23 protein-coding genes and 1 riboswitch are annotated in these 19781 nt (G+C 73.9%); of the genes, 7 read left to right on the top strand and 16 right to left on the bottom strand.

Annotated features, from left to right (window positions below):
• The first annotated feature begins 5 nt into the window (after nucleotides 1-5).
• Nucleotides 6-611, top strand: coding sequence for a hypothetical protein (locus GA0070603_RS26800; protein ID WP_091322324.1), 606 nt, complete (start codon nucleotides 6-8; stop codon nucleotides 609-611).
• A 9-nt stretch (nucleotides 612-620) separates the two neighbouring features.
• The gene (locus tag GA0070603_RS31620; protein ID WP_167537054.1) at nucleotides 621-788 is read left to right on the top strand and encodes a hypothetical protein; all 168 of its coding nucleotides are present in this window, start codon (nucleotides 621-623) and stop codon (nucleotides 786-788) included.
• A 58-nt stretch (nucleotides 789-846) separates the two neighbouring features.
• Here the strand turns inward: GA0070603_RS31620 and GA0070603_RS26795 are convergent, their stop codons facing one another.
• From GA0070603_RS26795 to GA0070603_RS26775, 5 genes are all read right to left on the bottom strand, one after another.
• A complete protein-coding gene (locus GA0070603_RS26795) occupies nucleotides 847-2880 on the bottom strand; it encodes an acyl-CoA dehydrogenase family protein (protein WP_425270476.1) in 2034 nt (677 codons plus the stop codon).
• A gap of 118 nt (nucleotides 2881-2998) precedes the next feature.
• Nucleotides 2999-3502: a DUF6328 family protein gene (locus GA0070603_RS26790; RefSeq protein ID WP_091319313.1), complete on the bottom strand. Its 504-nt coding sequence runs from the start codon at nucleotides 3500-3502 to the stop codon at nucleotides 2999-3001.
• Between the two features lie 88 nt (nucleotides 3503-3590).
• A complete protein-coding gene (locus GA0070603_RS26785) occupies nucleotides 3591-4340 on the bottom strand; it encodes a sugar isomerase domain-containing protein (protein ID WP_091319310.1) in 750 nt (249 codons plus the stop codon).
• Nucleotides 4337-5149, bottom strand: coding sequence for an AAC(3) family N-acetyltransferase (locus GA0070603_RS26780; protein WP_091319307.1), 813 nt, complete (start codon nucleotides 5147-5149; stop codon nucleotides 4337-4339). The genes GA0070603_RS26785 and GA0070603_RS26780 overlap by 4 nt, the downstream gene beginning before the upstream one ends.
• On the bottom strand, nucleotides 5146-5961 hold the full coding sequence (locus tag GA0070603_RS26775; protein ID WP_091322322.1) for an alpha/beta fold hydrolase: 816 nt from the start codon (nucleotides 5959-5961) through the stop codon (nucleotides 5146-5148). The genes GA0070603_RS26780 and GA0070603_RS26775 overlap by 4 nt, the downstream gene beginning before the upstream one ends.
• A 77-nt stretch (nucleotides 5962-6038) precedes the next feature.
• Nucleotides 6039-6145, top strand: a riboswitch (TPP riboswitch).
• A 74-nt stretch (nucleotides 6146-6219) separates the two neighbouring features.
• On the opposite strand from GA0070603_RS26775, the gene GA0070603_RS26770 reads away from it, so the two are divergent.
• The 3 genes from GA0070603_RS26770 to GA0070603_RS26760 all read left to right on the top strand — a co-directional run bounded on the left by GA0070603_RS26770 (nucleotide 6220) and on the right by GA0070603_RS26760 (nucleotide 9217).
• The gene (locus GA0070603_RS26770; RefSeq protein ID WP_091319305.1) at nucleotides 6220-6810 is read left to right on the top strand and encodes an ECF transporter S component; all 591 of its coding nucleotides are present in this window, start codon (nucleotides 6220-6222) and stop codon (nucleotides 6808-6810) included.
• A gap of 108 nt (nucleotides 6811-6918) precedes the next feature.
• Nucleotides 6919-8334, top strand: a complete 1416-nt coding sequence (locus GA0070603_RS26765; protein WP_091319303.1) for an ABC transporter ATP-binding protein — start codon at nucleotides 6919-6921, stop codon at nucleotides 8332-8334.
• A gap of 82 nt (nucleotides 8335-8416) precedes the next feature.
• Complete coding sequence (locus GA0070603_RS26760) at nucleotides 8417-9217, top strand: energy-coupling factor transporter transmembrane component T family protein (RefSeq protein ID WP_091319300.1); 801 nt, start codon at nucleotides 8417-8419, stop codon at nucleotides 9215-9217.
• A gap of 92 nt (nucleotides 9218-9309) precedes the next feature.
• On the opposite strand, the gene GA0070603_RS26755 is transcribed toward GA0070603_RS26760, so the two are convergent.
• A complete protein-coding gene (locus GA0070603_RS26755; protein ID WP_091319298.1) occupies nucleotides 9310-9546 on the bottom strand; it encodes a hypothetical protein in 237 nt (78 codons plus the stop codon).
• Between the two features lie 341 nt (nucleotides 9547-9887).
• Between GA0070603_RS26755 and gndA the strand changes: the two genes are divergently transcribed.
• Complete coding sequence (gndA, locus tag GA0070603_RS26750) at nucleotides 9888-11330, top strand: NADP-dependent phosphogluconate dehydrogenase (protein ID WP_091319295.1); 1443 nt, start codon at nucleotides 9888-9890, stop codon at nucleotides 11328-11330.
• A 6-nt stretch (nucleotides 11331-11336) separates the two neighbouring features.
• On the opposite strand, the gene GA0070603_RS26745 is transcribed toward gndA, so the two are convergent.
• From GA0070603_RS26745 to recO, 5 genes are all read right to left on the bottom strand, one after another.
• Nucleotides 11337-12104 carry a pirin family protein gene (locus GA0070603_RS26745; protein WP_244282616.1) on the bottom strand — a complete coding sequence of 256 codons (768 nt, stop codon included), beginning with the start codon at nucleotides 12102-12104 and terminating at the stop codon, nucleotides 11337-11339.
• Complete coding sequence (locus tag GA0070603_RS26740) at nucleotides 12101-12322, bottom strand: thioredoxin reductase (RefSeq protein ID WP_091319292.1); 222 nt, start codon at nucleotides 12320-12322, stop codon at nucleotides 12101-12103. The genes GA0070603_RS26745 and GA0070603_RS26740 overlap by 4 nt, the downstream gene beginning before the upstream one ends.
• A gap of 140 nt (nucleotides 12323-12462) precedes the next feature.
• Entirely contained in the window at nucleotides 12463-12648 is a 186-nt protein-coding gene (locus GA0070603_RS26735) for a hypothetical protein (RefSeq protein WP_091269936.1), read from the bottom strand.
• 70 nt (nucleotides 12649-12718) lie between these two features.
• The gene (locus GA0070603_RS26730) at nucleotides 12719-13519 is read right to left on the bottom strand and encodes an isoprenyl transferase (protein WP_091319289.1); all 801 of its coding nucleotides are present in this window, start codon (nucleotides 13517-13519) and stop codon (nucleotides 12719-12721) included.
• Nucleotides 13520-13527: 8 nt separating this feature from the next.
• Nucleotides 13528-14403, bottom strand: a complete 876-nt coding sequence (gene recO, locus GA0070603_RS26725) for a DNA repair protein RecO (protein ID WP_091319286.1) — start codon at nucleotides 14401-14403, stop codon at nucleotides 13528-13530.
• Nucleotides 14404-14505: 102 nt separating this feature from the next.
• On the opposite strand from recO, the gene GA0070603_RS26720 reads away from it, so the two are divergent.
• A complete protein-coding gene (locus GA0070603_RS26720) occupies nucleotides 14506-15285 on the top strand; it encodes a DUF4097 family beta strand repeat-containing protein (RefSeq protein WP_091319284.1) in 780 nt (259 codons plus the stop codon).
• Between the two features lie 13 nt (nucleotides 15286-15298).
• Here the strand turns inward: GA0070603_RS26720 and GA0070603_RS26715 are convergent, their stop codons facing one another.
• The 5 genes from GA0070603_RS26715 to ybeY form a co-directional block, all read right to left on the bottom strand.
• Complete coding sequence (locus GA0070603_RS26715; RefSeq protein ID WP_091319282.1) at nucleotides 15299-16438, bottom strand: acyltransferase family protein; 1140 nt, start codon at nucleotides 16436-16438, stop codon at nucleotides 15299-15301.
• A gap of 196 nt (nucleotides 16439-16634) precedes the next feature.
• The gene (gene era / locus GA0070603_RS26710) at nucleotides 16635-17531 is read right to left on the bottom strand and encodes a GTPase Era (RefSeq protein ID WP_091319280.1); all 897 of its coding nucleotides are present in this window, start codon (nucleotides 17529-17531) and stop codon (nucleotides 16635-16637) included.
• Complete coding sequence (locus GA0070603_RS26705; protein WP_091319278.1) at nucleotides 17528-17914, bottom strand: cytidine deaminase-like protein; 387 nt, start codon at nucleotides 17912-17914, stop codon at nucleotides 17528-17530. Before GA0070603_RS26705 ends, era begins: the two co-directional genes overlap by 4 nt.
• A complete protein-coding gene (locus GA0070603_RS26700; RefSeq protein WP_091319274.1) occupies nucleotides 17907-19316 on the bottom strand; it encodes a hemolysin family protein in 1410 nt (469 codons plus the stop codon). Before GA0070603_RS26700 ends, GA0070603_RS26705 begins: the two co-directional genes overlap by 8 nt.
• Nucleotides 19292-19765: an rRNA maturation RNase YbeY gene (gene ybeY / locus GA0070603_RS26695; protein WP_091319271.1), complete on the bottom strand. Its 474-nt coding sequence runs from the start codon at nucleotides 19763-19765 to the stop codon at nucleotides 19292-19294. Before ybeY ends, GA0070603_RS26700 begins: the two co-directional genes overlap by 25 nt.
• Nucleotides 19766-19781: the final 16 nt, after the last annotated feature.

The raw sequence follows: 19781 nt of genomic DNA, 5'->3' as shown, positions 1-19781 counted from the left end.
CCCGCGTGAAGATCTACGCCGACCGTTTTCCGACCGCCCTCCGTCAGCTCCTCACCGATCTGCTCGTGGTCGTCTGGGTGTACGCGGCGATCCGCTTCGCGCTCTGGCTGCACGACCTCGTCGAGAAGCTCGCCGTGCCCGGCGAGAAGCTGGAGGGGGCCGGCGGCGGGCTCGCCGACAACCTGGCCGACGCGGGCGGGAAGGTCGCCCGGGTCCCCCTGGTCGGCGACGAGCTGACCGGCCCCTTCACCAAGGCCGCCGAGGCCGCCCGCGCGGTCGCCGAGGCCGGCCGCGACCAGCAGGAACTGGTCGGCCAGCTGGCCCTGGCGCTCACCGCCGCCGTGCTGGTCTTCCCGCTCGGGCTGGTGCTGTTCGGCTGGCTGCCGCTGCGGGTGCGCTGGATGCGCCGGGCCGGCGCGGCGAAGGCCCTCGCCGCCGCCCCGGCCGGGCGGGACCTGCTGGCCCTGCGCGCGCTCGCCGGGCAGCCCCTCGCCAAGTTGAACCGGATCGCGCCGGACGTGGCCGAGGCGTGGCGCCGCGGCGACGACGAGACGGTCGACGCGCTCGCCGCACTGGAGCTGCGCGGACTCGGGCTGCGTACCGGCCGTTAAGGTGTTCCGGTGCTGTACTTCCTGATCGTCGTCGCGGTCCTGCTGCTCATATACGCGGGCGTCCTGGTGAGCTTCGTCCGCAAGGGCCGCCGGATCCCGCCGGCCGCGTACCTGGTGCTCGCCGGGCTGAACGGGCTCATCCTGGCCGGGGTGATCGCCTGGGCGGTCGCCCGCTGACCACGGGTTAGGAAGGGCCCCCTGCTATACCGCAGGCGTTAACAGGGGGCCCTTCCTTTCATGCGGGCGGGATGCGGCGGCGGACGTCCTGCGCCGTGGACGGACCCGGCTGCCAGGTGGCCACCCAGGGCCGGTCGGCGGGCGGGGTGACCACGCCGTCCTCCACGGACGCGTACCGGCCGGCGATGATGCGCTTCGCGGCCGCCACGTCGACCGCGTCGGTGTTGGACCACAGCCCGGTGAACAGCTCGTCGACGCGCAGCCGGGCCTGCCGGCAGAACAGGTCGGCCAGCTCCATGTTCTCCGGGTGCTCGGCGCGCTCGGCGACCGCCCGCACGCAGACCGCCGACATGGCGAACAGCTCCGCGCCGATGTCCACCACCCGGCCGAGGAACGCCTGCTTGCGCTCCATCTTCCCCTGCCAGCGGGACATCGCGTAGAAGGTGGACCGGGCCAGCTTGCGGGAGGTCCGCTCGACGTGCCGCAGGTGGCCGGCCAGCGGGCCGAACTCGTGGTACGCCCCGGGCGCCTGCCCCTTGCCGACCGCCAGCGTGGGCAGCCACTTCGCGTAGAAGACGCCGGCCCGCGCGCCGGCCTTCGCCTTGCGGCCCAGCCCGGCGTCCGGGTCGATGATGTCGCCGGCCACCGACAGGTGCGCGTCGACCGCCTCGCGGGCGATCAGCAGGTGCATGATCTCGGTGGAGCCCTCGAAGATCCGGTTGATCCGCAGGTCGCGCAGGAGCTGCTCGACCGCGGCCGGGCGCTCGCCCCGGGCGGCGAGGGAGTCGGCCGTCTCGTAGCCGCGACCGCCCCGGATCTGGATCAGCTCGTCGGCGATCTTCCAGGCCATCTCGCTGGCGTAGAGCTTCACCAGCGCGGCCTCGATCCGGATGTCGTTGCGGTCGTCGTCGGCGAGCAGGCAGCAGAGGTCGAGCATGGACTCCATGCCGTACGTGGTGGCGGCGATGAAGGCGAGCTTCTTGGCGACCGCCTCGTGCTCGCCGACCGGCCGGCCCCACTGGACCCGGTCCGCTGCCCACTCGCGGGCCACGTTCAACGCCCACTTGCCGGCGCCCACGCACATGGCCGGCAGCGAGAGCCGGCCCGTGTTCAGCGTGGTCAGCGCGATCTTCAGGCCCTTGCCCTCGCCGCCGATCACGTTCTCCTTCGGCACGAAGACGTCGTGGAACCGGGTGAGGCTGTTCTCCAGGCCGCGCAGCCCGATGAACTCGTTGCGCCGCTCGACGGTGATGCCCTCGCTGTCGCCCTCCACCACGAAGGCGGTGATGCCGCCGCGCCGCCCCTCGGCCGCCGGCACCCGGGCCATCACCACGAGCAGGGTGGCGACCGTGCCGTTGGTGGCCCAGAGCTTGACGCCGTTGAGCCGGTAGCCGGTGCCGTCCTCGGTCGGCTCGGCCGTGGTGGCCAGCCGGGCCGGGTCGGAGCCGACGTCCGGCTCGGTGAGCAGGAAGGCGGAGACCTCGCCGGCGGCCAGCCGGGGCAGGAACTGCTGCTTCTGCTCGGGGGTGCCGAACATCTTCAGCGGCTGCGGCACGCCGATCGACTGGTGCGCGGACAGCAGCGCGCCGATCGACGGGTTCACCGAGCCGGCCCGCATGAGCGCCCGGCAGTAGTGCAGGTTGCTCAGCCCGAGGCCGCCGTACTTCCGGTCGATCTTCATGCCGAAGGCGCCGAGCCGGGCCAGGCCGTGGAACACGTCGTCGGGGATGCGCGCGTCCCGCTCGATGGCCGCACCGTCCACCTCGGAGTCCAGGTACGCCCCGAACGCGCCGAGGAACTCCTCGGCCCGCGCCACGTCGTCGGGATCGGAGCGGGGCCACGGGTTGATGAGGTCGAGCTGGAAGCGGCCGAGGAAGAGTTCCTTGCCGAAGCTGGGCCGGTCCCAGGCGGCCTCGCGGGCCGCCTCGGCGACCTGCCGCGCCTCCTTCTCGGAGACCTGGCCGGCCTCGGCGGGGAGCGGCCCGGCCCCGTCCGCGTCGGCCGGCTGCCGGGGGTCGTCGATGGGTGCCACCCGCCCGGTCGGGCCGCCGTGTCCGGCGGGGTCGGGTCGGCTGTTGTGTGTCGTGGTCACGGCTGCCTCCTGGAGACCTCGGTCCGGCTGCGTCGACGTGCGACGAAAACGACGCTACCCCCGGGTGTTACCCAGGGGTAGCCTCGCGCGCACGTCCGATTTGGCGGGACCGGCGCCGTCAGTCGCCGGCCAGCGCCGGCGGATCGTCGTCCTCGTCGTCGATGTCGTCGTCACCCCAGTTGCGCCGGGCGAACGGCAGGATCACCCAGAAGACCAGGAACCAGACGCCGGTGATCGCGCTCAGCAGGAAGGCGATGGGCCGGCTCAGCACGAAGTCGGTGATCAGCAGAACCGCGCTGACCATCGAGATCAGCATGAAGCCGAGGCCGCCGCTGGCCATCCGGTGCGCGAAGCGGACCAGCTCCGGCTTGCGGCCCTGGCGGAACAGGGCCCGGTGGAAGGCCACCGGCGAGATGATCATCGCGGTGGCCGCGGCGGCCGACAGCAACGCGACGATGTAGACGTCCTTCTGGAAACCGCTCGTCCGGGTGAACCCGTTGCTGAACGGCAGGGTCAACAGGAAGGCGAAGAGGATCTGCACGCCCGTCTGCGCCACCCGCAGCTCCTGGAGCAGGTCGGCGAAGTTGCGCTGCCAGCGCTGCTTCTCGGTTTCCTTGGACACCCGCTACCTCCAGGGAAGACGGTACTGCCGGTGGGGGCCTCCCACCGGCAGCCTGCCAGTGCCCGATAGGGCCGAGCGTGAAACGCGCTCACGCCCCCCGGCGGATGCGGCCGGCGTACCGGGCCTCCAGCTCGGCGTTGTGCTCGTCGCCGCCGGTGATGTTGGCGGACAGGTAGACCGGGGGCCGCTCCCCGGCCGCGAGCAGCCGGGCGACCACCTCGGCCACGATCTGCTGGGCCAGCAGCGCGGCGGTGATCGAGGAGACCGCGCCGACCGCGCCGCCGCCGGGCAGCGGCAGGGTGGCGTCGCCGTACGGTGCGCCGTTGTCGAGCACCACGTCGGCGAAGTCGGCGAGCTTGCGCCCGGACGGGTGGCGCGAGGTCATCCGGGCCGAGTGCTGCGCCGAGGTGATGGCCACCAGCCCGTGCCCGCGCTCCTTGACGATCGAGGCGAACTCGACCATCGCCCCGTTCACCCCGGAGTTGGAGGCGAGGACGAACACGTCCTGCGGTCGTACCGGGGCCAGCTCGTAGAGGCGGTGCGCCACGGAAGGCTCGCGTTCCAGCTTCGGGCCGAGCACGTCGGCCGGCTCACCGCCGTGCAGGACCAGGTCGCGCAGGGCGATCCGGTTGGTGGGGACCAGCCCGCCGGCCCGGCCGGCGATCTCCATGGCGAGGGCCTCGGAGTGGCCGGTGCCGAACGCGTGCACCACCCCGTCGGCGCGCAGCGACGCGGCGATCAGGTCCGCCGCGCGGGCCACGTTCTCCCGCTGGTCGGCGGCGACCCGGCCGATCGTCTCGGTCACCACCGCCAGGTACGCATCCGCGCTCACCGTCATGTTCCCTCCGTCCGTCGGTGCCGGGCCAGCCACTCGACCGCGAAGTCGACGGCCGCCCGCTGCCTCATCAACCGGCCCGTCCCGTCGCCGACCGGCCCGAGCCGCACCGCACCGGTGGCCTCCAGGTCGGCGCCGAGCCGGGTGAAACCCTCGTCGTCCAGGCGGATGTCGTCCCACCACACCCACTCCCGCCCGCCGTCCGCGGTCAGCACGGCCGCGCCGCAGCGCTGCCGGGGCGGCGCGGGCTGCCGGTACTCGGCCAGGTGCAGGGAGGTGTTGCTGCCGTGGTCCACGCCGAGCAGCAGCACGTCGGCGTCGAGGTCGTGGAGGCGGGCCAGCGGGGAGCCCTCGCCCAGCATGTCGGCCCGGGCGTGGCCGTCGACGATCCGCGCGGCGGCCGGCCCGAGCGCGGCGAACGACACGTGCGGGTGGTCGCTGCGCCGCGCCCCCGGCCAGGTGCGCACCAGCTCGGCGAACGCGCCCATGAACCGGCTCGGCGTGACCGCCGGGTCGAAGCCCGGCATCTCCTCGCGGATCACCGGCCACCAGTCCGCCGGCACCGGCGGGTTGCTCCACCCCGCCGGGTCGCTGTTCTCCGGCGTGTGGGTGGGCACCACCACCGTGCCGGCCGGGCCGAGCACGTCGCGCAGGGCGAGCAGCACGGCCTCCGGGCCGCCGCAGAGGAAACCCAGCGGGCGCAGGGAGGCGTGCACCAGGACTGTCGCGCCGGGGCGTACCCCCAGGTCGTGGAGCTGCGCGGCGAGCGACGCGCGGGTGTGCGGCCGGGCCGGCGCGGGGCTCGCGGTCATCGGCCGGCGCGGGCCAGGATCGCCGCGGCCAGCGGGCCGGGCGCCTCGTCCGGGATCCAGTGGGTGACGCCGGGCAGCACCACGAAGCGGTAGTCGCCGGTGACGTGGGCGGCGCACGCGTCGGCGGCGGTCCGGCCGATGGCCACGTCCCTGTCGCTCCAGACGAACGTGGTCGGCACGCCCACCGGCCCGACGGCCTTCATGTCCGCCCCGGTCATGGCCCGGTACCAGTTCAGCGCGGCGGTCAGCGCGCCCGGCTCGCGCATCGGGTCGGCGTAGCGGTCCACGTCGCCCACCCCGGCGAGCATCCGGCGCAGGGTCGCCGCGCGGAACGCCAGCAGCACCTTCTCCGCCTTGCCCGGCTTGCGGAACAGGGCGATGTAGGAGGAGCGGGCCTTCTGCCGCGGGTCGGTGGCGAGCGCGTGCCCCATCGCCGCCGGGTGCGGCACCGACACGGCGGTCAGCGTGCGGACCCGCTCCGGGTGCGCGGCCGCAAGCCCCCACGCCACGATCGCGCCCCAGTCATGGCCGACCAGGTGGGCGGTGGTCACCCCGAGCGCGTCGAGCACGGCGGCCGCGTCGGCCACCAGCTCCGGGATCCGGTACGCCGCGACGTCCGCCGGCCGCGCGCCGGGCGAGTAACCGCGCTGGTCGAGGGCGTACGTGCGCAGCCCGGCGGCGTGCAGCGCCGGGGTCACCTCGTCCCACTCGCCGGCGTGCTGCGGGAAACCGTGCAGCAGCAGGACGGCTTCGCCGCCCTCGGGGCCGCCGGTGCGTACCTCGAACGTCAGACCTCGCGCGTCGACCCGCATGATCGCCACCCTAACGGGCGATCGCCCTGCTGGGCCCGGGGCCGGGGTCGGTGCTAGCGTCTCCGACGAGACAACTTCACATCCGACAGGGGAGCGCACAGCGCTGAGAGTGCGGGCCGGTGCCCGCAGACCCTCGAACCTGATCTGGGTAATGCCAGCGCAGGGAGTTCGGTCGACCTCCAGCCGCGCCGCCGTCCGGTGACCACCGGGCGCGGCGTGCGTCTTCTCCTGGTTCCTCACCTGAACTGGGAGTCAGTCATGAACCACACCGACAGCAACCGCTGGCGCACCGTCGACATCGTCGTCGCCTCGGTGATCGCCGTCGCCTTCGGCGTCATCTTCTGGGCCTGGGGGCTGCTCTGGGGCGCCACGGACGCGGCCTTCGCGTTCTTCCCGCCCGCGCAGACACTCATCTACGGCGTCTGGCTGGTGCCGGCCGTGCTCGGCGGGCTGGTCATCCGCAAGCCCGGCGCCTCGCTCTACTGCGAGCTGCTGGCGGCGATCATCTCGGCGCTGCTGGGCAGCCAGTGGGGCGGCATCGTCATCGTGCAGGGCCTCATGCAGGGCCTCGGCGCCGAGCTGGCCTTCGCCGCGTTCCGCTACCGCGCGTACCGGCTGCCGGTCGCCCTGCTGGCCGGCGCGCTGACCGGCCTGACCGCGGCGATCTTCGACTTCGTCTACTGGAACAAGACCTACGACCTGGTCAGCTACCGCCTGCCCTACGCCCTGCTGACCATCGTCAGCGCCACGGTGATCGCCGGCCTGGGCTCCCACCTCCTCACCAAGGCCCTGGCCAACACGGGCGTCCTGGACCGCTTCCCCGCAGGCCGCGACCGCGCCCTGGTGTAACAGCGCACGACCGCGTTGATCATGAAGTTGGCGGCGATGTCGATCTCTGAAACCGCCGTCAACTTCATGATCGACGGGGCAGGGTGGGCCGAGAGGGGAGGTGGGCGCGTGGGTGCCGTGCAGTTGCGGGGGTTCGGGTGGCGGCACGCCGGGCGGAAGGGGTGGGCCCTTCGGGGCGTTGACCTGCGCGTCGAGAGCGGGGAGCGGGTTCTGCTTCTTGGGCCTTCCGGCGCTGGGAAGAGCACTCTGCTTGCCGCGCTGGCCGGGTTGCTGCCGGAGGACTCCGGTGAGCAGGAGGGCACCGTCGAGATCGACGGGCTCGACCCGCGCAAGGCCCGGGAGCGGGTCGGCATCGTCTTCCAGGACCCGGAGAGCCAGCTCGTCATGGCCCGCTGCGGCGACGACGTGGCGTTCGGGCTGGAGAACCGCGGCGTGCCCGCCGAGGAGATCTGGCCCCGGGTGGACGAGGCGCTGCGCCGGGTCGGCTTCCCCTACGACCGCGACCGGCCCACTGCCGCGCTGTCCGGCGGCGAACAGCAGCGGCTCGCCCTGGCCGGCACGCTCGCCCTGCGGCCGGGGCTGCTGCTGCTCGACGAGCCGACCGCCAACCTCGACCCGGCCGGCGCCGACCTGGTCCGCCGGGCCGTCGCGGCCGCCCTGGACGCGGACACCACGCTGATCCTGGTCGAGCACCGGGTCGCCGAGGCGCTGCCGCTGGTCGACCGGGTGGTCGTGCTGGAACCCGGCGGCGGGGTGCGCGCCGACGGGCCGCCCGAGGCGGTCTTCGCCGCACACGGCGACGCGCTGGCCGCCGCCGGGGTCTGGGTGCCGGGCCGCACCGTGCCGCCCCGGCACGCCACCACGCCGCCCGGCGAGGCGCTGCTCACCGCCGACCGGCTCGGCCTGCCGCCCCGGCTGGCCCCCACCGACCTTCGGGTACGCGCCGGCGAGGCGCTCGCCGTCCTCGGCCCGAACGGCGCCGGCAAGTCCACCCTGGCCCTGCTGCTCGGCGGCCTGCTCCGCCCCGGCGCCGGTACGGTCGCCGCCACCCCCGCGCTCGCCGGCCGGGACGCGCGCACTCCCCCGCACCGCTGGCGGGCGCCCGCCCTGGCCGGCCGGATCGGCTCCGTCTTCCAGGACCCGGAGCACCAGTTCGTCACGAGCACCGTCCGGGACGAGTTGGCCCTCGGTCCGCGCCGCACCGGGCAGCCGGAGGCGGCCGTGACGGCCACCGTGGACGCGCTGCTGGAGCGGCTGCGGCTGGACCGGCTGGCGGGCGCCAACCCGTACACCCTCTCGGGCGGGGAGGCGCGGCGGTTGAGCGTGGCGACTGCCCTGGCCACCGCGCCCCGCCTGCTGATCTGCGACGAGCCCACCTTCGGCCAGGACCGGCGGACCTGGCTCGAGCTGGTCGACCTCCTGGCCGACCTGCGCGACGCCGGCCACGGCGTCGTCGCGGTCACCCACGACGCGGACTTCGTCGCCGCGCTGGCCGACCGGACGATCACCCTGGAGCGCCGATGACGCCCGCGCCACTCCGAGCGCCCGGCCGTCGCCCGGCAGCGCCCATGGCGACCGCCACCCCCACCGTCACGGTGGAGCGCCGATGATCAGCGTGAAACCGGTCGCCGCGCCAGGGGCTCCGCTGGCGCGGCGCAACCCGGTGGCGAAGCTGGCCGCCGCGCTGGTCTTCACCCTCATCCTGGTGGCCACCCTCGACCCGGTGGCCCCGGCCATCGCCATCGCCGTCGAACTGGCGGTGCTGCCACTGTTCGGCGTCCGCTACGGCGTGCTGGCCCGGCGGGCCTGGCCCCTGCTGGCCGGCGCCGGCGGCATCCTGGTCACGCTCGTGCTCTTCGCCGCCGACCGTTCCGGCCGGGTGCTGGTCGAGGCCGGCCCGGTCCTGGTCACCGAGGGCGTGCTGGTCACCGCGCTGGGTCTGGTGCTGCGAATGCTCGCCGTGGCGCTGCCCGGGATCCTGGTCTTCGCCACCACCGATCCCACCGACCTGGCCGACGCGCTGATCCAGAACGCGAAGGCGCCCGCCCGGTTCGCCATCGGCGCGCTGGCCGCGTTCCGGCTGGTGCCGCTGCTGGAGGAGGAGTGGCGGATGATCAGCATGGCCCGCCGGGCGCGGGGTGTGGACGCCGGCCGCAACCCGATCGCCAAGCTGCGGCTGTTCGGGTCGACGGCGTTCGCGCTGCTGGTCGGGGCGATCCGGCGGGGCACCCGGCTGGCCGTGGCCATGGACGCCCGGGGCTTCGACGCCGGCACCCCGCGTACGGTCGCCCGCCGGCAGCGTTTCACCCGGGCCGACACCCTGCTGGTGGTCGCCGCCGGGACGTTGGCCGCGGCGGCGCTGACGGTCAGCGTGCTGCTGGGCACCTTCCGGCCGCTGATCGGCTGATCGGCGGCCGCCGGCATAGCGGCTCGGGTTGCGGCGGTCGTCCCGACGGCGGGACACCACGCACTGCCGCAACCCGAGTCGATCAGTGCCGGTCAGCTGCGCCGGAAGGCGTAGAACCGGGTCTGTCCGGCGCGCTGGCTGCGCCCGGAGAGCCGGGCGTCCCGGCCGGCGGGCGGGCCGGCCTTCGGTGGCGGCGGCGTGTCGGTGCGCCCGGGCAGGACCACCGGCGCGGCCGGCGCCACGGTGAGCGCGTCGAGATCCGCCGGGGTGAGGTCCACCGGGGACGGCGCGGGCTTGTGGGACTTCTTCGGACTGCGCTTGGCGGGCATACGCTGCCTCCTGACTGTCGGGCACCCGTGGGCACGGCGAGCGGGGAACACCCGGGCGGTCCGACGAGGCACACGACGCCACCACCGACCGGTGGCGCGGAGGATGCGGACGCCCGGGGCGCACGGTCCACGGCGGTACGCACGGTGGACCGGGCCTGCGAGAGGTGGGCGTCAGTTACGCATGCCGGAACGCTAACCCACCGCCGCCCGGACGCGCACCCGAATTACGGAAGGACCGACGGCAACCACTCCCTCACCCGGCGTCGACGTCCCGGCCCCGCGCCGTACGCGCCGCGATACGGTCGCAGCACGGGCACCGGAGACGAGGGGTGGCGGTACGCATGGCACAGCAGGCGACGGCGCAGATCGGGGTCACCGGCCTGGCGGTGATGGGCCGCAACCTGGCCCGGAACCTGGCCCGCAACGGCTTCACCGTGGCCGTGCACAACCGCTCGCCCGAGCGCACCCGCAGCCTGCTCGCCGAGCACGGCGGCGAGGGCATGTTCGTGGCCTCGGAGTCGATGGCCGATTTCGTCGCCTCGCTGGAGCGCCCGCGCGCCGTGATCGTCATGGTGAAGGCCGGCGCCCCCACCGACGCGGTGATCGACGAACTGGTCCCGCTGCTGGAGGAGGGGGACATCGTCGTCGACTGCGGCAACGCGCACTTCGCCGACACCCGCCGCCGGGAGGAGGCGTTGCGCGGGCACGGGCTGCACTTCGTGGGCACCGGGGTCTCCGGGGGCGAGGAGGGTGCGCTGCGCGGGCCCAGCATCATGCCGGGCGGCTCGGCCGAGTCCTACCGGAAGCTCGGCCCGATCTTCGAGCGGATCGCCGCCCAGGTGGACGGCGTCCCGTGCTGCCGGCACATCGGGCCGGACGGCGCCGGCCACTTCGTGAAGATGGTCCACAACGGCATCGAGTACGCGGACATGCAGCTCATCGCCGAGGCGTACGACCTGCTGCGGGCCGGCCTGTCGGCGAGCCCGGCGGAGATCGCGGAGATCTTCCGGGAGTGGAACGGCGGCGAGCTGGAGTCCTTCCTCATCGAGATCACCGCCGAGGTGCTCGGGCACACAGACGCGGCGACCGGCCGGCCGTTCGTCGACGTGGTGCTGGACCAGGCCGAGCAGAAGGGCACCGGCCGGTGGACCGTGCAGAGCGCCCTGGACCTCGGCATCCCCATCACCGGCATCGCGGAGGCCACCTTCGCCCGGTCGCTGTCCGGGCACGCCGACCAGCGCGCCGCCGCCCGCCGCGCGTTCGCCGACGCGGGCGAGAAGTGGCAGGTGGACGACCGGGACACGTTCGTCGAGGACGTCCGGCGCGCGCTGCTGGCCAGCAAGATCGTCGCGTACGCGCAGGGCTTCGACCACATCCGCGCCGGCAGCCGGGAGTACGACTGGGACATCGACCTGGGCGGCACGGCCACCATCTGGCGGGGCGGCTGCATCATCCGGGCGCGCTTCCTGGACCGGATCCGGGAGGCGTACGACAGCGAGCGGGACCTGTCCACGCTGCTCGTGGCCCCCTGGTTCGCCGACCGGGTCGGCGCAGGGGTTCCGGCCTGGCGGCGGGTGGTGGCCGACGCGGCCCGGGCGGGCGTGCCCACGCCGGCCTTCTCGTCGTCGCTGGCCTACTTCGACGCCCTGCGGGCCGAGCGGCTGCCGGCCGCGCTGATCCAGGGGCTGCGGGACAACTTCGGCGCGCACACCTACCACCGGGTGGACCGGGAGGGGTCGTTCCACACGCTCTGGGCGGGTGACCGCTCCGAAGTGGAGGCGTGAGCGCGCTCAGGCGAGCGTGGCGTGCATCTCCCAGACCAGGATCTCCGCGGGTTCGGCGGCGGTGACCCGCTGGCCCCCTGCCATGGTGATCCGGGCCGCGTCGCCCTCACCGAGTTCGCCGGTCCCCTCCAGCGTCACGGCGCCGCTGGGCACGTAGAGGTGCAGGAAGGGCGCCTCGGGCAGGTTCACCGAGTCGCCGGGGCCGAGCCGGGCGGCGTGCAGGGTGGCGTACCGGTTGCGGATCCGGATGGCGGAGGCGCCGTCGTACCGGTCCATGCCGGAGGCGACCGGCACGAGGCCGCCCCGCAGCAACTCGTCGCCGATTTCGAGCTGCTCGTAGCCGGGGTCGATCCCCTCCTCGTCCGGGAGCACCCACATCTGCACGAAGTGGACCGGGTCGCGGTGCGGGGCGGTGTTCTCCAGCCGCCAGGAGTCGTTCTTCTCCGAGTGCAGGATGCCGGTGCCGGCGCTCATCCGCTGGGCCAGGCCCGGGTAGATGACGCCGGAGTGGCCGGTGGAGTCCTGGTGGACCAGGGAACCACGCAGCACCCAGGTGACGATCTCCATGTCCTGGTGCGGGTGGGTCTCGAAACCGGTGCCCGGGTGCACCACGTCGTCGTTGTTGACCAGCAGCAGCCCGTGGTGGGTGTTGGCCGGGTCGTAGTGCCGGGAGAACGAGAAGGAGTGCTTGGAGTCGAGCCACGACAGCCGGGTCTTGAACCGGTCGTCGGCCCGGCGGACGTCCACCGCCGGCGCGGGCATCGTCGCCGTCACCAGGCACGCTGCCCGGTCTCGGCCGGCGCCCAGGTGAGCGCCGGTTCGCCGGTGGCCAGCTCGCCGATCTCACCGGCGCGCACGGCGGGCGCGTGGCCGAGTTCGGCGCAGTGCTGCTCGGCGATCTCCGCGCAGATGTCGGCGACCTGCTCGCAGATCGGGCTGCCCAGGTCCGCCGCGTTCAACGCCATGATCATCTTGAACCGGAGATCCGGCATCCCCCACCCCCGTGGCGGGCGCGTCCCGGCGGCGCGCCCTCGCGCCGATCGTACGCGCGGGCGCCCCGCTCCCGGCCGGAAAGCCGGACGCGGGGCGCCCGCGGCACGGCCCGCCGCAACGCTGCGGCGGACCGTCGACGTCACCAGAACCGACGGCGCTTGGCCTTCTGCGGCCGCAGCATGTCGGCGCCCTTGGTGAGCAGTCGGCTCACCCCGGTCGGGCCGCGACGGGCCTCCAGGGTGTGGCTGAGCCGGCGCGCGCCGGCCGCTGCCAGCGGCACGGCGACCGCCATGACCGCCCACTGGGCAATCCGCTTCTGAATCATGTGGGTTCACCTCCGCAATCTGCCTGCTGTCCGGATTGATACCCAGCAGGCGGCATCGGTAAGCGCGACCTCAGGTGGTGGGGGCCACCGGATTGGGCAGCGCACCGCCGAAGCGGCGGTCCCGCTGGGCGTAGAGCTCGCAGGCGTACCAGAGGTGGCGGCGATCGAAGTCCGGCCAGAGGGTGTCGAGGAAGACCAGCTCGGCGTACGCGCTCTGCCAGAGCAGGAAGTTGGAGGTGCGCTGCTCGCCGGAGGGGCGGAGGAAGAGGTCCACCTCGGGGACCTCCGGGTGGTAGAGGTACTTCGCGATGGTCTTCTCGGTGACCTTGCCCGGGTCGATCCGGCCGGCGGCAGCGTCGCGGGCGATCGCGGCGGCGGCGTCGGCGATCTCCGCCTGCCCGCCGTAGTTGACGCAGAACTGGAGGGTCAGCGTCGAGTTGCCGCGGGACATCTCCTCGGCGGTCTGCAACTCGGAGATGACGCTCTTCCAGAGCCGCCCGGCCCGGCCGGACCACACCACCCGGACGCCCAGGTCGACGAGCTGGTCCCGGCGGCGCCGGATGACGTCCCGGTTGAAGCCCATGAGGAAGCGGACCTCGTCCGGCGAGCGCCGCCAGTTCTCGGTGGAGAAGGCGTACGCCGACAGGTAGGGGATGCCCAGCTCGATGGCGCCCTCGATGGTGTCGAAGAGGCTGTGCTCGCCCTGCTCGTGACCCTTGGTCCGGGGCAGCCCGCGCTCCTTGGCCCAGCGGCCGTTGCCGTCCATCACCACGGCGACGTGCTTCGGCAGCGCGTCGGCCGGCAGCGCCGGCGGCCGGGCGCCGGAGGGGTGCGGAGTCGGCGGCAGCGGCTCGCGCCGGCCGGCCCTCATCGATCGGATCACTCGGTCATCTCCCTGTTCACACCAGCGGCGGTGGGCCCGCCTCCGGTGCGCGGCGGGACCACACCCGGCCCCGCGCCGCCGGGCGGCGGGACCGCGCTGGACGCCGGGGCACCCCGGTCGACCAGCGGCAGCGAGCGTAGCGCGCGTTCCAGGTGCCACTGGAGGTGCGCCGCGACCAGGCCACTGCACTCGCGGCGCACACCGGTCTCGGTGGCGTCGGCGTACGCCCAGTCGCCGGTGGTCAGGGCGGACATCAGGTCGATGGTGGCCGGGGCGGGGTGGGCGGCGCCGGGTGGCCGGCAGTCGGGGCAGACCGCGCCGCCGGCCGGGACCGAGAAGGCCCGGTGCCGCCCCGGGGTGCCGCAGACCGCGCAGGCGGTCAGCGCGGGTGCCCACCCGGCGAAGGCCATGCCGCGCAGCAGGTAGGCGTCGAGCACCAGGGTGGTGGCGTGGTCGCCGGTGGCCAGCGAGCGCAGCGCGCCGAGGGTGAGCTGGAACAGCCGCAGCGAGGGCTCACGCTCGATCGGGGTGAGCCGCTCGGCGGTCTCGGCGATCGCGCTGGCCGCCGTGTAGCGGGGGTAGTCGCCGAGGAACCGCTTGCCGTAGAGGTCGATGCCCTCGGCCTGGCTGATGGTGTGCAGCGAGCTGCCGTGGTTGCCCTTGGGGTCGCCGGCGAGCTGGAGGTCGACGTGCCCGAACGGCTCCAGCCGGGCGCCGAACTTGCTGGTGGTGCGGCGTACGCCCCGGGCCACCGCGCGCAGCCGGCCGTGCCGGCGGGTGAGCAGGGTGATGATCCGGTCGGACTCCCCCAGCTTCTGCACGCGCAGCACCACCGCGTCGTCGCGGTAGAGCTGTCGGCGGTATCCGGCCATCGGGCCATTCTCCCTCGGGGTGTGATCTCAGGGTCTCTTCGGGGTGGACCGGCGGTCGAACCCGGATGCGCCGCCCGCGCGGTCGCCCGTAGCGTCCTGGCCATGGCTCTGCACCGGACCGCCGTCGCCGCAGCCGCGGCCGCCACCCTGATCGTCCTCGCCGGGTGCGACACCCTGTCGTTCCGCCGCCTCGACTACGACCAGACCGAGAGCGCGAAGATCACCCGGATCACCGTGCCGGCCGGCGGCGCGGGCGACATCACGATCCGGGCTACCGGCGCGCCCGACCAGGTGCGGATCAAGCGGATCGTCCGCTACCAGGGCGGGGAGCCGGACACCCGGTACGAGATCAAGGGCGACGAGCTGGTGCTGCCGAACGACTGCGGCCCCCGGTGCACGGTCTCCTGGGAGGTGACCGCCCCGGAAGGCGTGACGGTGCGCGGTGAGACCAGCTCCGGGAACGTCACCCTGAACCGGGTCGGGCCGGTGGACTTCACGCTGAAATCCGGCGACCTCACCGTGACCGAGGCCCGTGGCGAGGTCCGCGCCACCACCACCTCGGGGAACATCGAGGTGGTCGACGCGACCGGCCCGGTCCGGCTGCGCGCCTCCTCCGGCGACATCAGTGCCCGCCGGCTCGCCGCCGGCCTGGACGCGGAGGCCACCTCGGGCAACCTCGTCGTCGAACTGGACAAGCCGGCCGCGGCCCGGTTGCACGCGACCAGCGGCGACGTCGACCTGACCGTGCCGCCGGGCCGGTACCGGGTGCGGGCGGACGCGAAGTCCGGCGACACCGACCTGAGGGTGCCGGACGACCCGGCCGCCTCCCTGCTGCTCGACGTCACCGCCACCAGCGGCAACGTGACCGTCCACCAGCGCTGAGGGCGGCCGCCGGTCAGCGCGGTGTGCGGTCGGCCCGCTCCGGCGCGCGGCGCGGCCCCGGCACCCGGGCGCCGGCCACCGCGAGTGCGGTAGCCGCGCCGGCGGGCGCCGGGCTGGCCGGTGCGGCCGCCGCCCGCTCCGCCACGGTCCGCCTGGGGCGGCCGGGCACCAGTTCGGGGGTACGCCGAGCGGCCAGGTCCTCGACCCAGCCGACCAGGAGGGTTACCACGCCGACAAGCGCGAACACCAGCACCACCCGGATCGCCAGCCCGACCGGGTCCCGGTGCGACCAGCCGACCACATCCACGAGCGGGGTGAGCGCGGCCACGAACGGCATGTGCCACAGGTAGACGGTCAGCGCGCGCCGGTTCAGCACGGTGACCGCCCGGCCCAGCGCCGGGACGCGGTCCACCCACGGCGCCGCGGCCGGCGCCCGGCCGATCGCCACCAGGATGAACGCCGCCGACCAGAGCGCGTTGCCCAGGTGGATGTCGTTCAGGTCGTACCCGCGAGGGCCGGGGTGGGTGAGGACCCAGCCCAGGCCGGCCGCGCCGAGGGCCACCGCGAGCGGGACGAGCACCCGGTTGGCGGTGCGGCGCAGCAGGCCGTCGTGGTGGGCGAAGCCGAGCAGCCAGGCGCCGAAGTACAGGCCGAACTCGCGCAGCACGGTCGGCGGGTTCGCCAGCACGCCGAACTCGATCGCGGCGAGCAGCGCGTACGGGGCCAGCAGGGTGGGCAGCGGGGCCCGGCGGAACAGCCACAGGGCCACCGGCGAGGCGAGAACGAACCAGAGGTAGTCCCGCAGGTACCAGATCGGGCTCAGCGCGATGGCGCCCCAGTCGTTGGCCGGCGGGTCGCTGACCGGGAAGAGCCACAGCAGCACCTTCGGGGTGAGCGGCAGCCCGGTGAGCAGCATGGCCGGCACGAAGACGGCGGCGAGCACCCAGAGCGACGGCAGCAGCCGGCGCAACCGACGCGCCACGGCCGGTACGCCGGTCCGGTCCAGCGACGCCGCCATCAGCGAGCCGGCGAGCGCGAACATCACCGACATCGCCGGGAAGATCAGGGTCAGCGTCGCCCAGCCGGTGACGTGGTAGACGACGACTCGAACGATGGCCAGGAAGCGGAGCAGGTCGAGGTATCGGTTTCGCATCAGCTCGCGGGGGCGTCGGGGGCGGGGGCAGCAACGCCTCCCTACCCTCCGACCTGGCGCGACGAAACGGTGCGCGGGGCCGGGTCAAAAGTGAAACATCCCATAAAGCCGGCCGATCCGGACCAGCCCGACAACCGCCGGAAAACGCGGACCGCCGGCCCCCCGGATCGGAGGACCGGCGGTCGGGCGTACGGGGTCAGAAGCCGAGCTTGCGCAACTGCTTCGGGTCGCGCTGCCAGTCCTTCGCGACCCGGACGTGCAGGTCCAGGTAGACCCGGGTGCCGAGCAGCTCCTCGATCTGGCGGCGGGCGGTGGTGCCGACGTGCTTGAGCCGGCTGCCCCGGTGACCGATGACGATCGCCTTCTGGCTCGGTCGCTCCACGTACACGTCCGCGTAGATCTTGGTGACGTTGCCCTCGGGGATCATCTCCTCGACCACCACGGCGATCGAGTGCGGCAGCTCGTCCCGGACCCCCTCCAGAGCGGCCTCACGGACCAGTTCGGCGACGAGCACCTGCTCGGGGTCGTCGGTGAGCATGTCGTCGGGGTAGAGCTGCGGCGACTCCGGCAGGTAGCCGGTCATCACGTCGACAAGGGTGTCCACCTGGTGCCCGGAGACCGCGCTCACCGGCACCACGTCGGCGAACTCGCCCAGCTCGCTCACCGCGAGCAACTGCTCGGCCAGCCGCTTCTTGTCCACCAGGTCGGTCTTGGTGACCACGGCCAGCACGGTGGCCCGCAGGTCGGCCAGCTCACCGGTGATGAACCGGTCGCCCCGCCCGATCGGCTCGTTCGCCGGGATGCAGAGGCCGATCACGTCGACCTCGCTCCAGGTCTCCCGGACCAGGTCGTTGAGCCGCTCGCCGAGCAGCGTGCGCGGACGGTGCAGGCCCGGGGTGTCGACGAGCACGAGCTGCGACTCCGGCCGGTGCAGCACCGCCCGGATGATGTGCCGGGTGGTCTGGGGCTTGTTCGAGGTGATCGCGATCTTGGTGCCGACGATCGCGTTGGTCAGCGTCGACTTGCCGGCGTTCGGCCGCCCGACGAAGCAGCCGAAACCCGCCCGGTAGGGCCGCCCCTGCGCGTCGCTCACTCGACCACCGTGCCGAGGACGGTGCCGTCCGGCGCGGCCACGTGGATCGGCGCGTCGGCGGAGAGGTCCCGGACCGCGGCGTGCCCCGCGCCGTCAAGCGTCGACGCCTCGGTCACCACCACGGCGGCCTCCAGCCGGCTCGCGCCCGCCGCCACCGCCGAGGCGACCGCGAGCTGGAGCGCGGTCAGGGTCAGCGACGGCAGCGCCACGCTGGCTGCCGCGTACGTCCGGCCGTCCTGGTCGCGGACCGCCGCGCCCTCCACGGCGCCCACCCGGCCCCGCGCGCCCCGGGCCAGGACGACCAGCTTGCCGTCCTCGGCGCTCAGCTCGGCCGGGTCGGACGGGGTGGGCCGGGCGGCCGGCACGGCGGGTGACTCAGGCATCGGCGGGTTGCCTCTCCTCGGAACGGTTGTGGTTGCCGCGGGGGTCGGTCTGCTCGCCGCGCCCCGCGCTGTCCGGCGCGTCGCCCGGCTCGACCCGGCTGACCAGCACGGTGTCGATCCGGTTGCGCCGACCGGTGGTGCCCTCGGCGATCAGCCGGAGCCCGGCCACCTCGGCGCCGGAGCCCGGGATCGGCACCCGGCCGAGCGCCTGGGCGAGCAGGCCACCGACCGTCTCCACCTCGTCGGTGGGCAGGTCGGTGTCGAACAGCTCGCCCAGATTCTCCACCGGCAGCCGGGCGGTCACCCGCACGGCCCCGTCCGCCAGGCGCTCGACCGGCGGGCGTTCGACATCGTACTCGTCGGTGATCTCGCCGACGATTTCCTCCAGGATGTCCTCGATGGTGACCAGGCCGCCGGTGCCGCCGTACTCGTCGACGACGATGACCAGGTGGTTGCGGGCCGCCTGCATCTCCGAGAGCAGGTCGTCGACCGGCTTGGACTCGGGCACGAAGGTCGCCGGGCGCATCAGCTCGGCCACCGGCATCTGCCGGGCCTCCGGGCTGCCCTGGATCCGCCGGATCAGGTCCTTGAGGTAGAGCACGCCGAGCACGTCGTCGACGTTCTCGCCGATCACCGGGATCCGGGAGAAGCCGGAGCGCAGGAAGAGCGCCAGCGCCTGCGCGAGGGTCTTGGAATCCTCTATCCACACCATCTCGGTGCGGGGCACCATCACCTCGCGGGCGATGGTGTCGCCGAGCGCGAAGACCGAGTGGATCATCTGCCGCTCGCCGTGCTCGACCACGCCGCGCTGCTCGGCCAGGTCGACCAGCTCCCGCAGCTCGACCTGGGTGGCGAACGGCCCCTCCCGGAAGCCGCGCCCCGGGGTGACCGCGTTGCCGATCAGGATCAGCAGCGAGGCCAGCGGGTTGAGCGCCCGGCCCAGCCAGCGCACCAGCGGCGCGACCGCGCGGCCCACCGCGTAGGCGTGCTGCCGGCCCAGGGTGCGCGGCGCGACGCCGACCACCACGAAGCTGACCACGGTCATCGCCCCGGCGGTGACCAGGGCGGCCCGCCAGCCGGCGCCGAAGGTGTCCACAGCCACCAGCGCGACGAGCGTGGTGGCGGTCAGCTCGGCCAGCAGCCGGAGCAGGAGCAGCAGGTTGAGGTGGCGGACCACGTCACCGGCGACCGCCTGGAGGGTACGCGCGCCACGCGCGCCGTCCCGGGCCAGCTCGGCGGCCCGGGCCGGGGAGACGGCGGCCAGCGCGGCCTCGGTCATCGCGATCAGGCCGGCGAGCACCACCAGCCCGGCCGCGACGGCGAGGAGAGGGAGATCGGGCAGGCCGGCGGGCGCGCCGCCGGCCGCCAGGGTGGCTGTCACTGCGATCGGGTCGACCGCCAGCTGGCCAGCAGTCGCGCCTGGAGACCGAACATCTCCCGCTCCTCCTCCGGCTCGGCGTGGTCGTAGCCGAGCAGGTGCAGCACGCCGTGCACGGTGAGCAGGTGCAGCTCGTCGGCGGCGGAGTGCCCGGCGGTGGCGGCCTGCTTGCCGGCCACCTCCGGGCAGAGCACGATGTCGCCGAGCAGAGCCGGTTCACCGCCGGCCGGGGCGCTCTCCCCCGGGCCGTGGTCGACGCTGCCCTCGTCCATGGGGAACGCGAGCACGTCGGTCGGGCCGTCGCCACCCATCCAGCGGTGGTTCAGCTCCGACATGTATTCGATGTCGACCAGCAGCACGGACAGCTCGGCGAGGGGGTTGACCCCCATCTCGTCGAGGGCGTGCCGGGCGACGGCGAGCACGGCGTCGGTGTCGACGTCGACACCGGACTCGTTGGCGATCTCGATGGACAACTGTCTTCCTCTGGTG

It is taken from the genome of Micromonospora chersina, assembly GCF_900091475.1.
Classification (GTDB): domain Bacteria; phylum Actinomycetota; class Actinomycetes; order Mycobacteriales; family Micromonosporaceae; genus Micromonospora; species Micromonospora chersina.
Note: the sequence above shows the minus strand (reverse complement) of the source record. Positions and strands in the feature narration are given on the sequence as shown.

Bases quoted from the DNA above. Each gene is read 5' to 3' on its own strand.
- GA0070603_RS26730 (WP_091319289.1), bottom strand. From the start codon at position 13,519: ATGAGGGCCGGCCGGCGCGAGCCGCTGCCGCCGACTCCGCACCCCTCC.
- GA0070603_RS26715 (WP_091319282.1), bottom strand. From the start codon at position 16,438: ATGCGAAACCGATACCTCGACCTGCTCCGCTTCCTGGCCATCGTTCGA.
- recO (WP_091319286.1), bottom strand. From the start codon at position 14,403: ATGGCCGGATACCGCCGACAGCTCTACCGCGACGACGCGGTGGTGCTG.
- GA0070603_RS26720 (WP_091319284.1), top strand. From the start codon at position 14,506: ATGGCTCTGCACCGGACCGCCGTCGCCGCAGCCGCGGCCGCCACCCTG.
- GA0070603_RS26735 (WP_091269936.1), bottom strand. From the start codon at position 12,648: ATGATTCAGAAGCGGATTGCCCAGTGGGCGGTCATGGCGGTCGCCGTG.
- GA0070603_RS26705 (WP_091319278.1), bottom strand. From the start codon at position 17,914: ATGCCTGAGTCACCCGCCGTGCCGGCCGCCCGGCCCACCCCGTCCGAC.
- GA0070603_RS26740 (WP_091319292.1), bottom strand. From the start codon at position 12,322: ATGCCGGATCTCCGGTTCAAGATGATCATGGCGTTGAACGCGGCGGAC.
- GA0070603_RS26785 (WP_091319310.1), bottom strand. From the start codon at position 4,340: ATGACGGTGAGCGCGGATGCGTACCTGGCGGTGGTGACCGAGACGATC.
- GA0070603_RS26770 (WP_091319305.1), top strand. From the start codon at position 6,220: ATGAACCACACCGACAGCAACCGCTGGCGCACCGTCGACATCGTCGTC.
- gndA (WP_091319295.1), top strand. From the start codon at position 9,888: ATGGCACAGCAGGCGACGGCGCAGATCGGGGTCACCGGCCTGGCGGTG.
- GA0070603_RS26780 (WP_091319307.1), bottom strand. From the start codon at position 5,149: ATGACCGCGAGCCCCGCGCCGGCCCGGCCGCACACCCGCGCGTCGCTC.
- GA0070603_RS26760 (WP_091319300.1), top strand. From the start codon at position 8,417: ATGATCAGCGTGAAACCGGTCGCCGCGCCAGGGGCTCCGCTGGCGCGG.
- GA0070603_RS26755 (WP_091319298.1), bottom strand. From the start codon at position 9,546: ATGCCCGCCAAGCGCAGTCCGAAGAAGTCCCACAAGCCCGCGCCGTCC.
- GA0070603_RS26775 (WP_091322322.1), bottom strand. From the start codon at position 5,961: ATGCGGGTCGACGCGCGAGGTCTGACGTTCGAGGTACGCACCGGCGGC.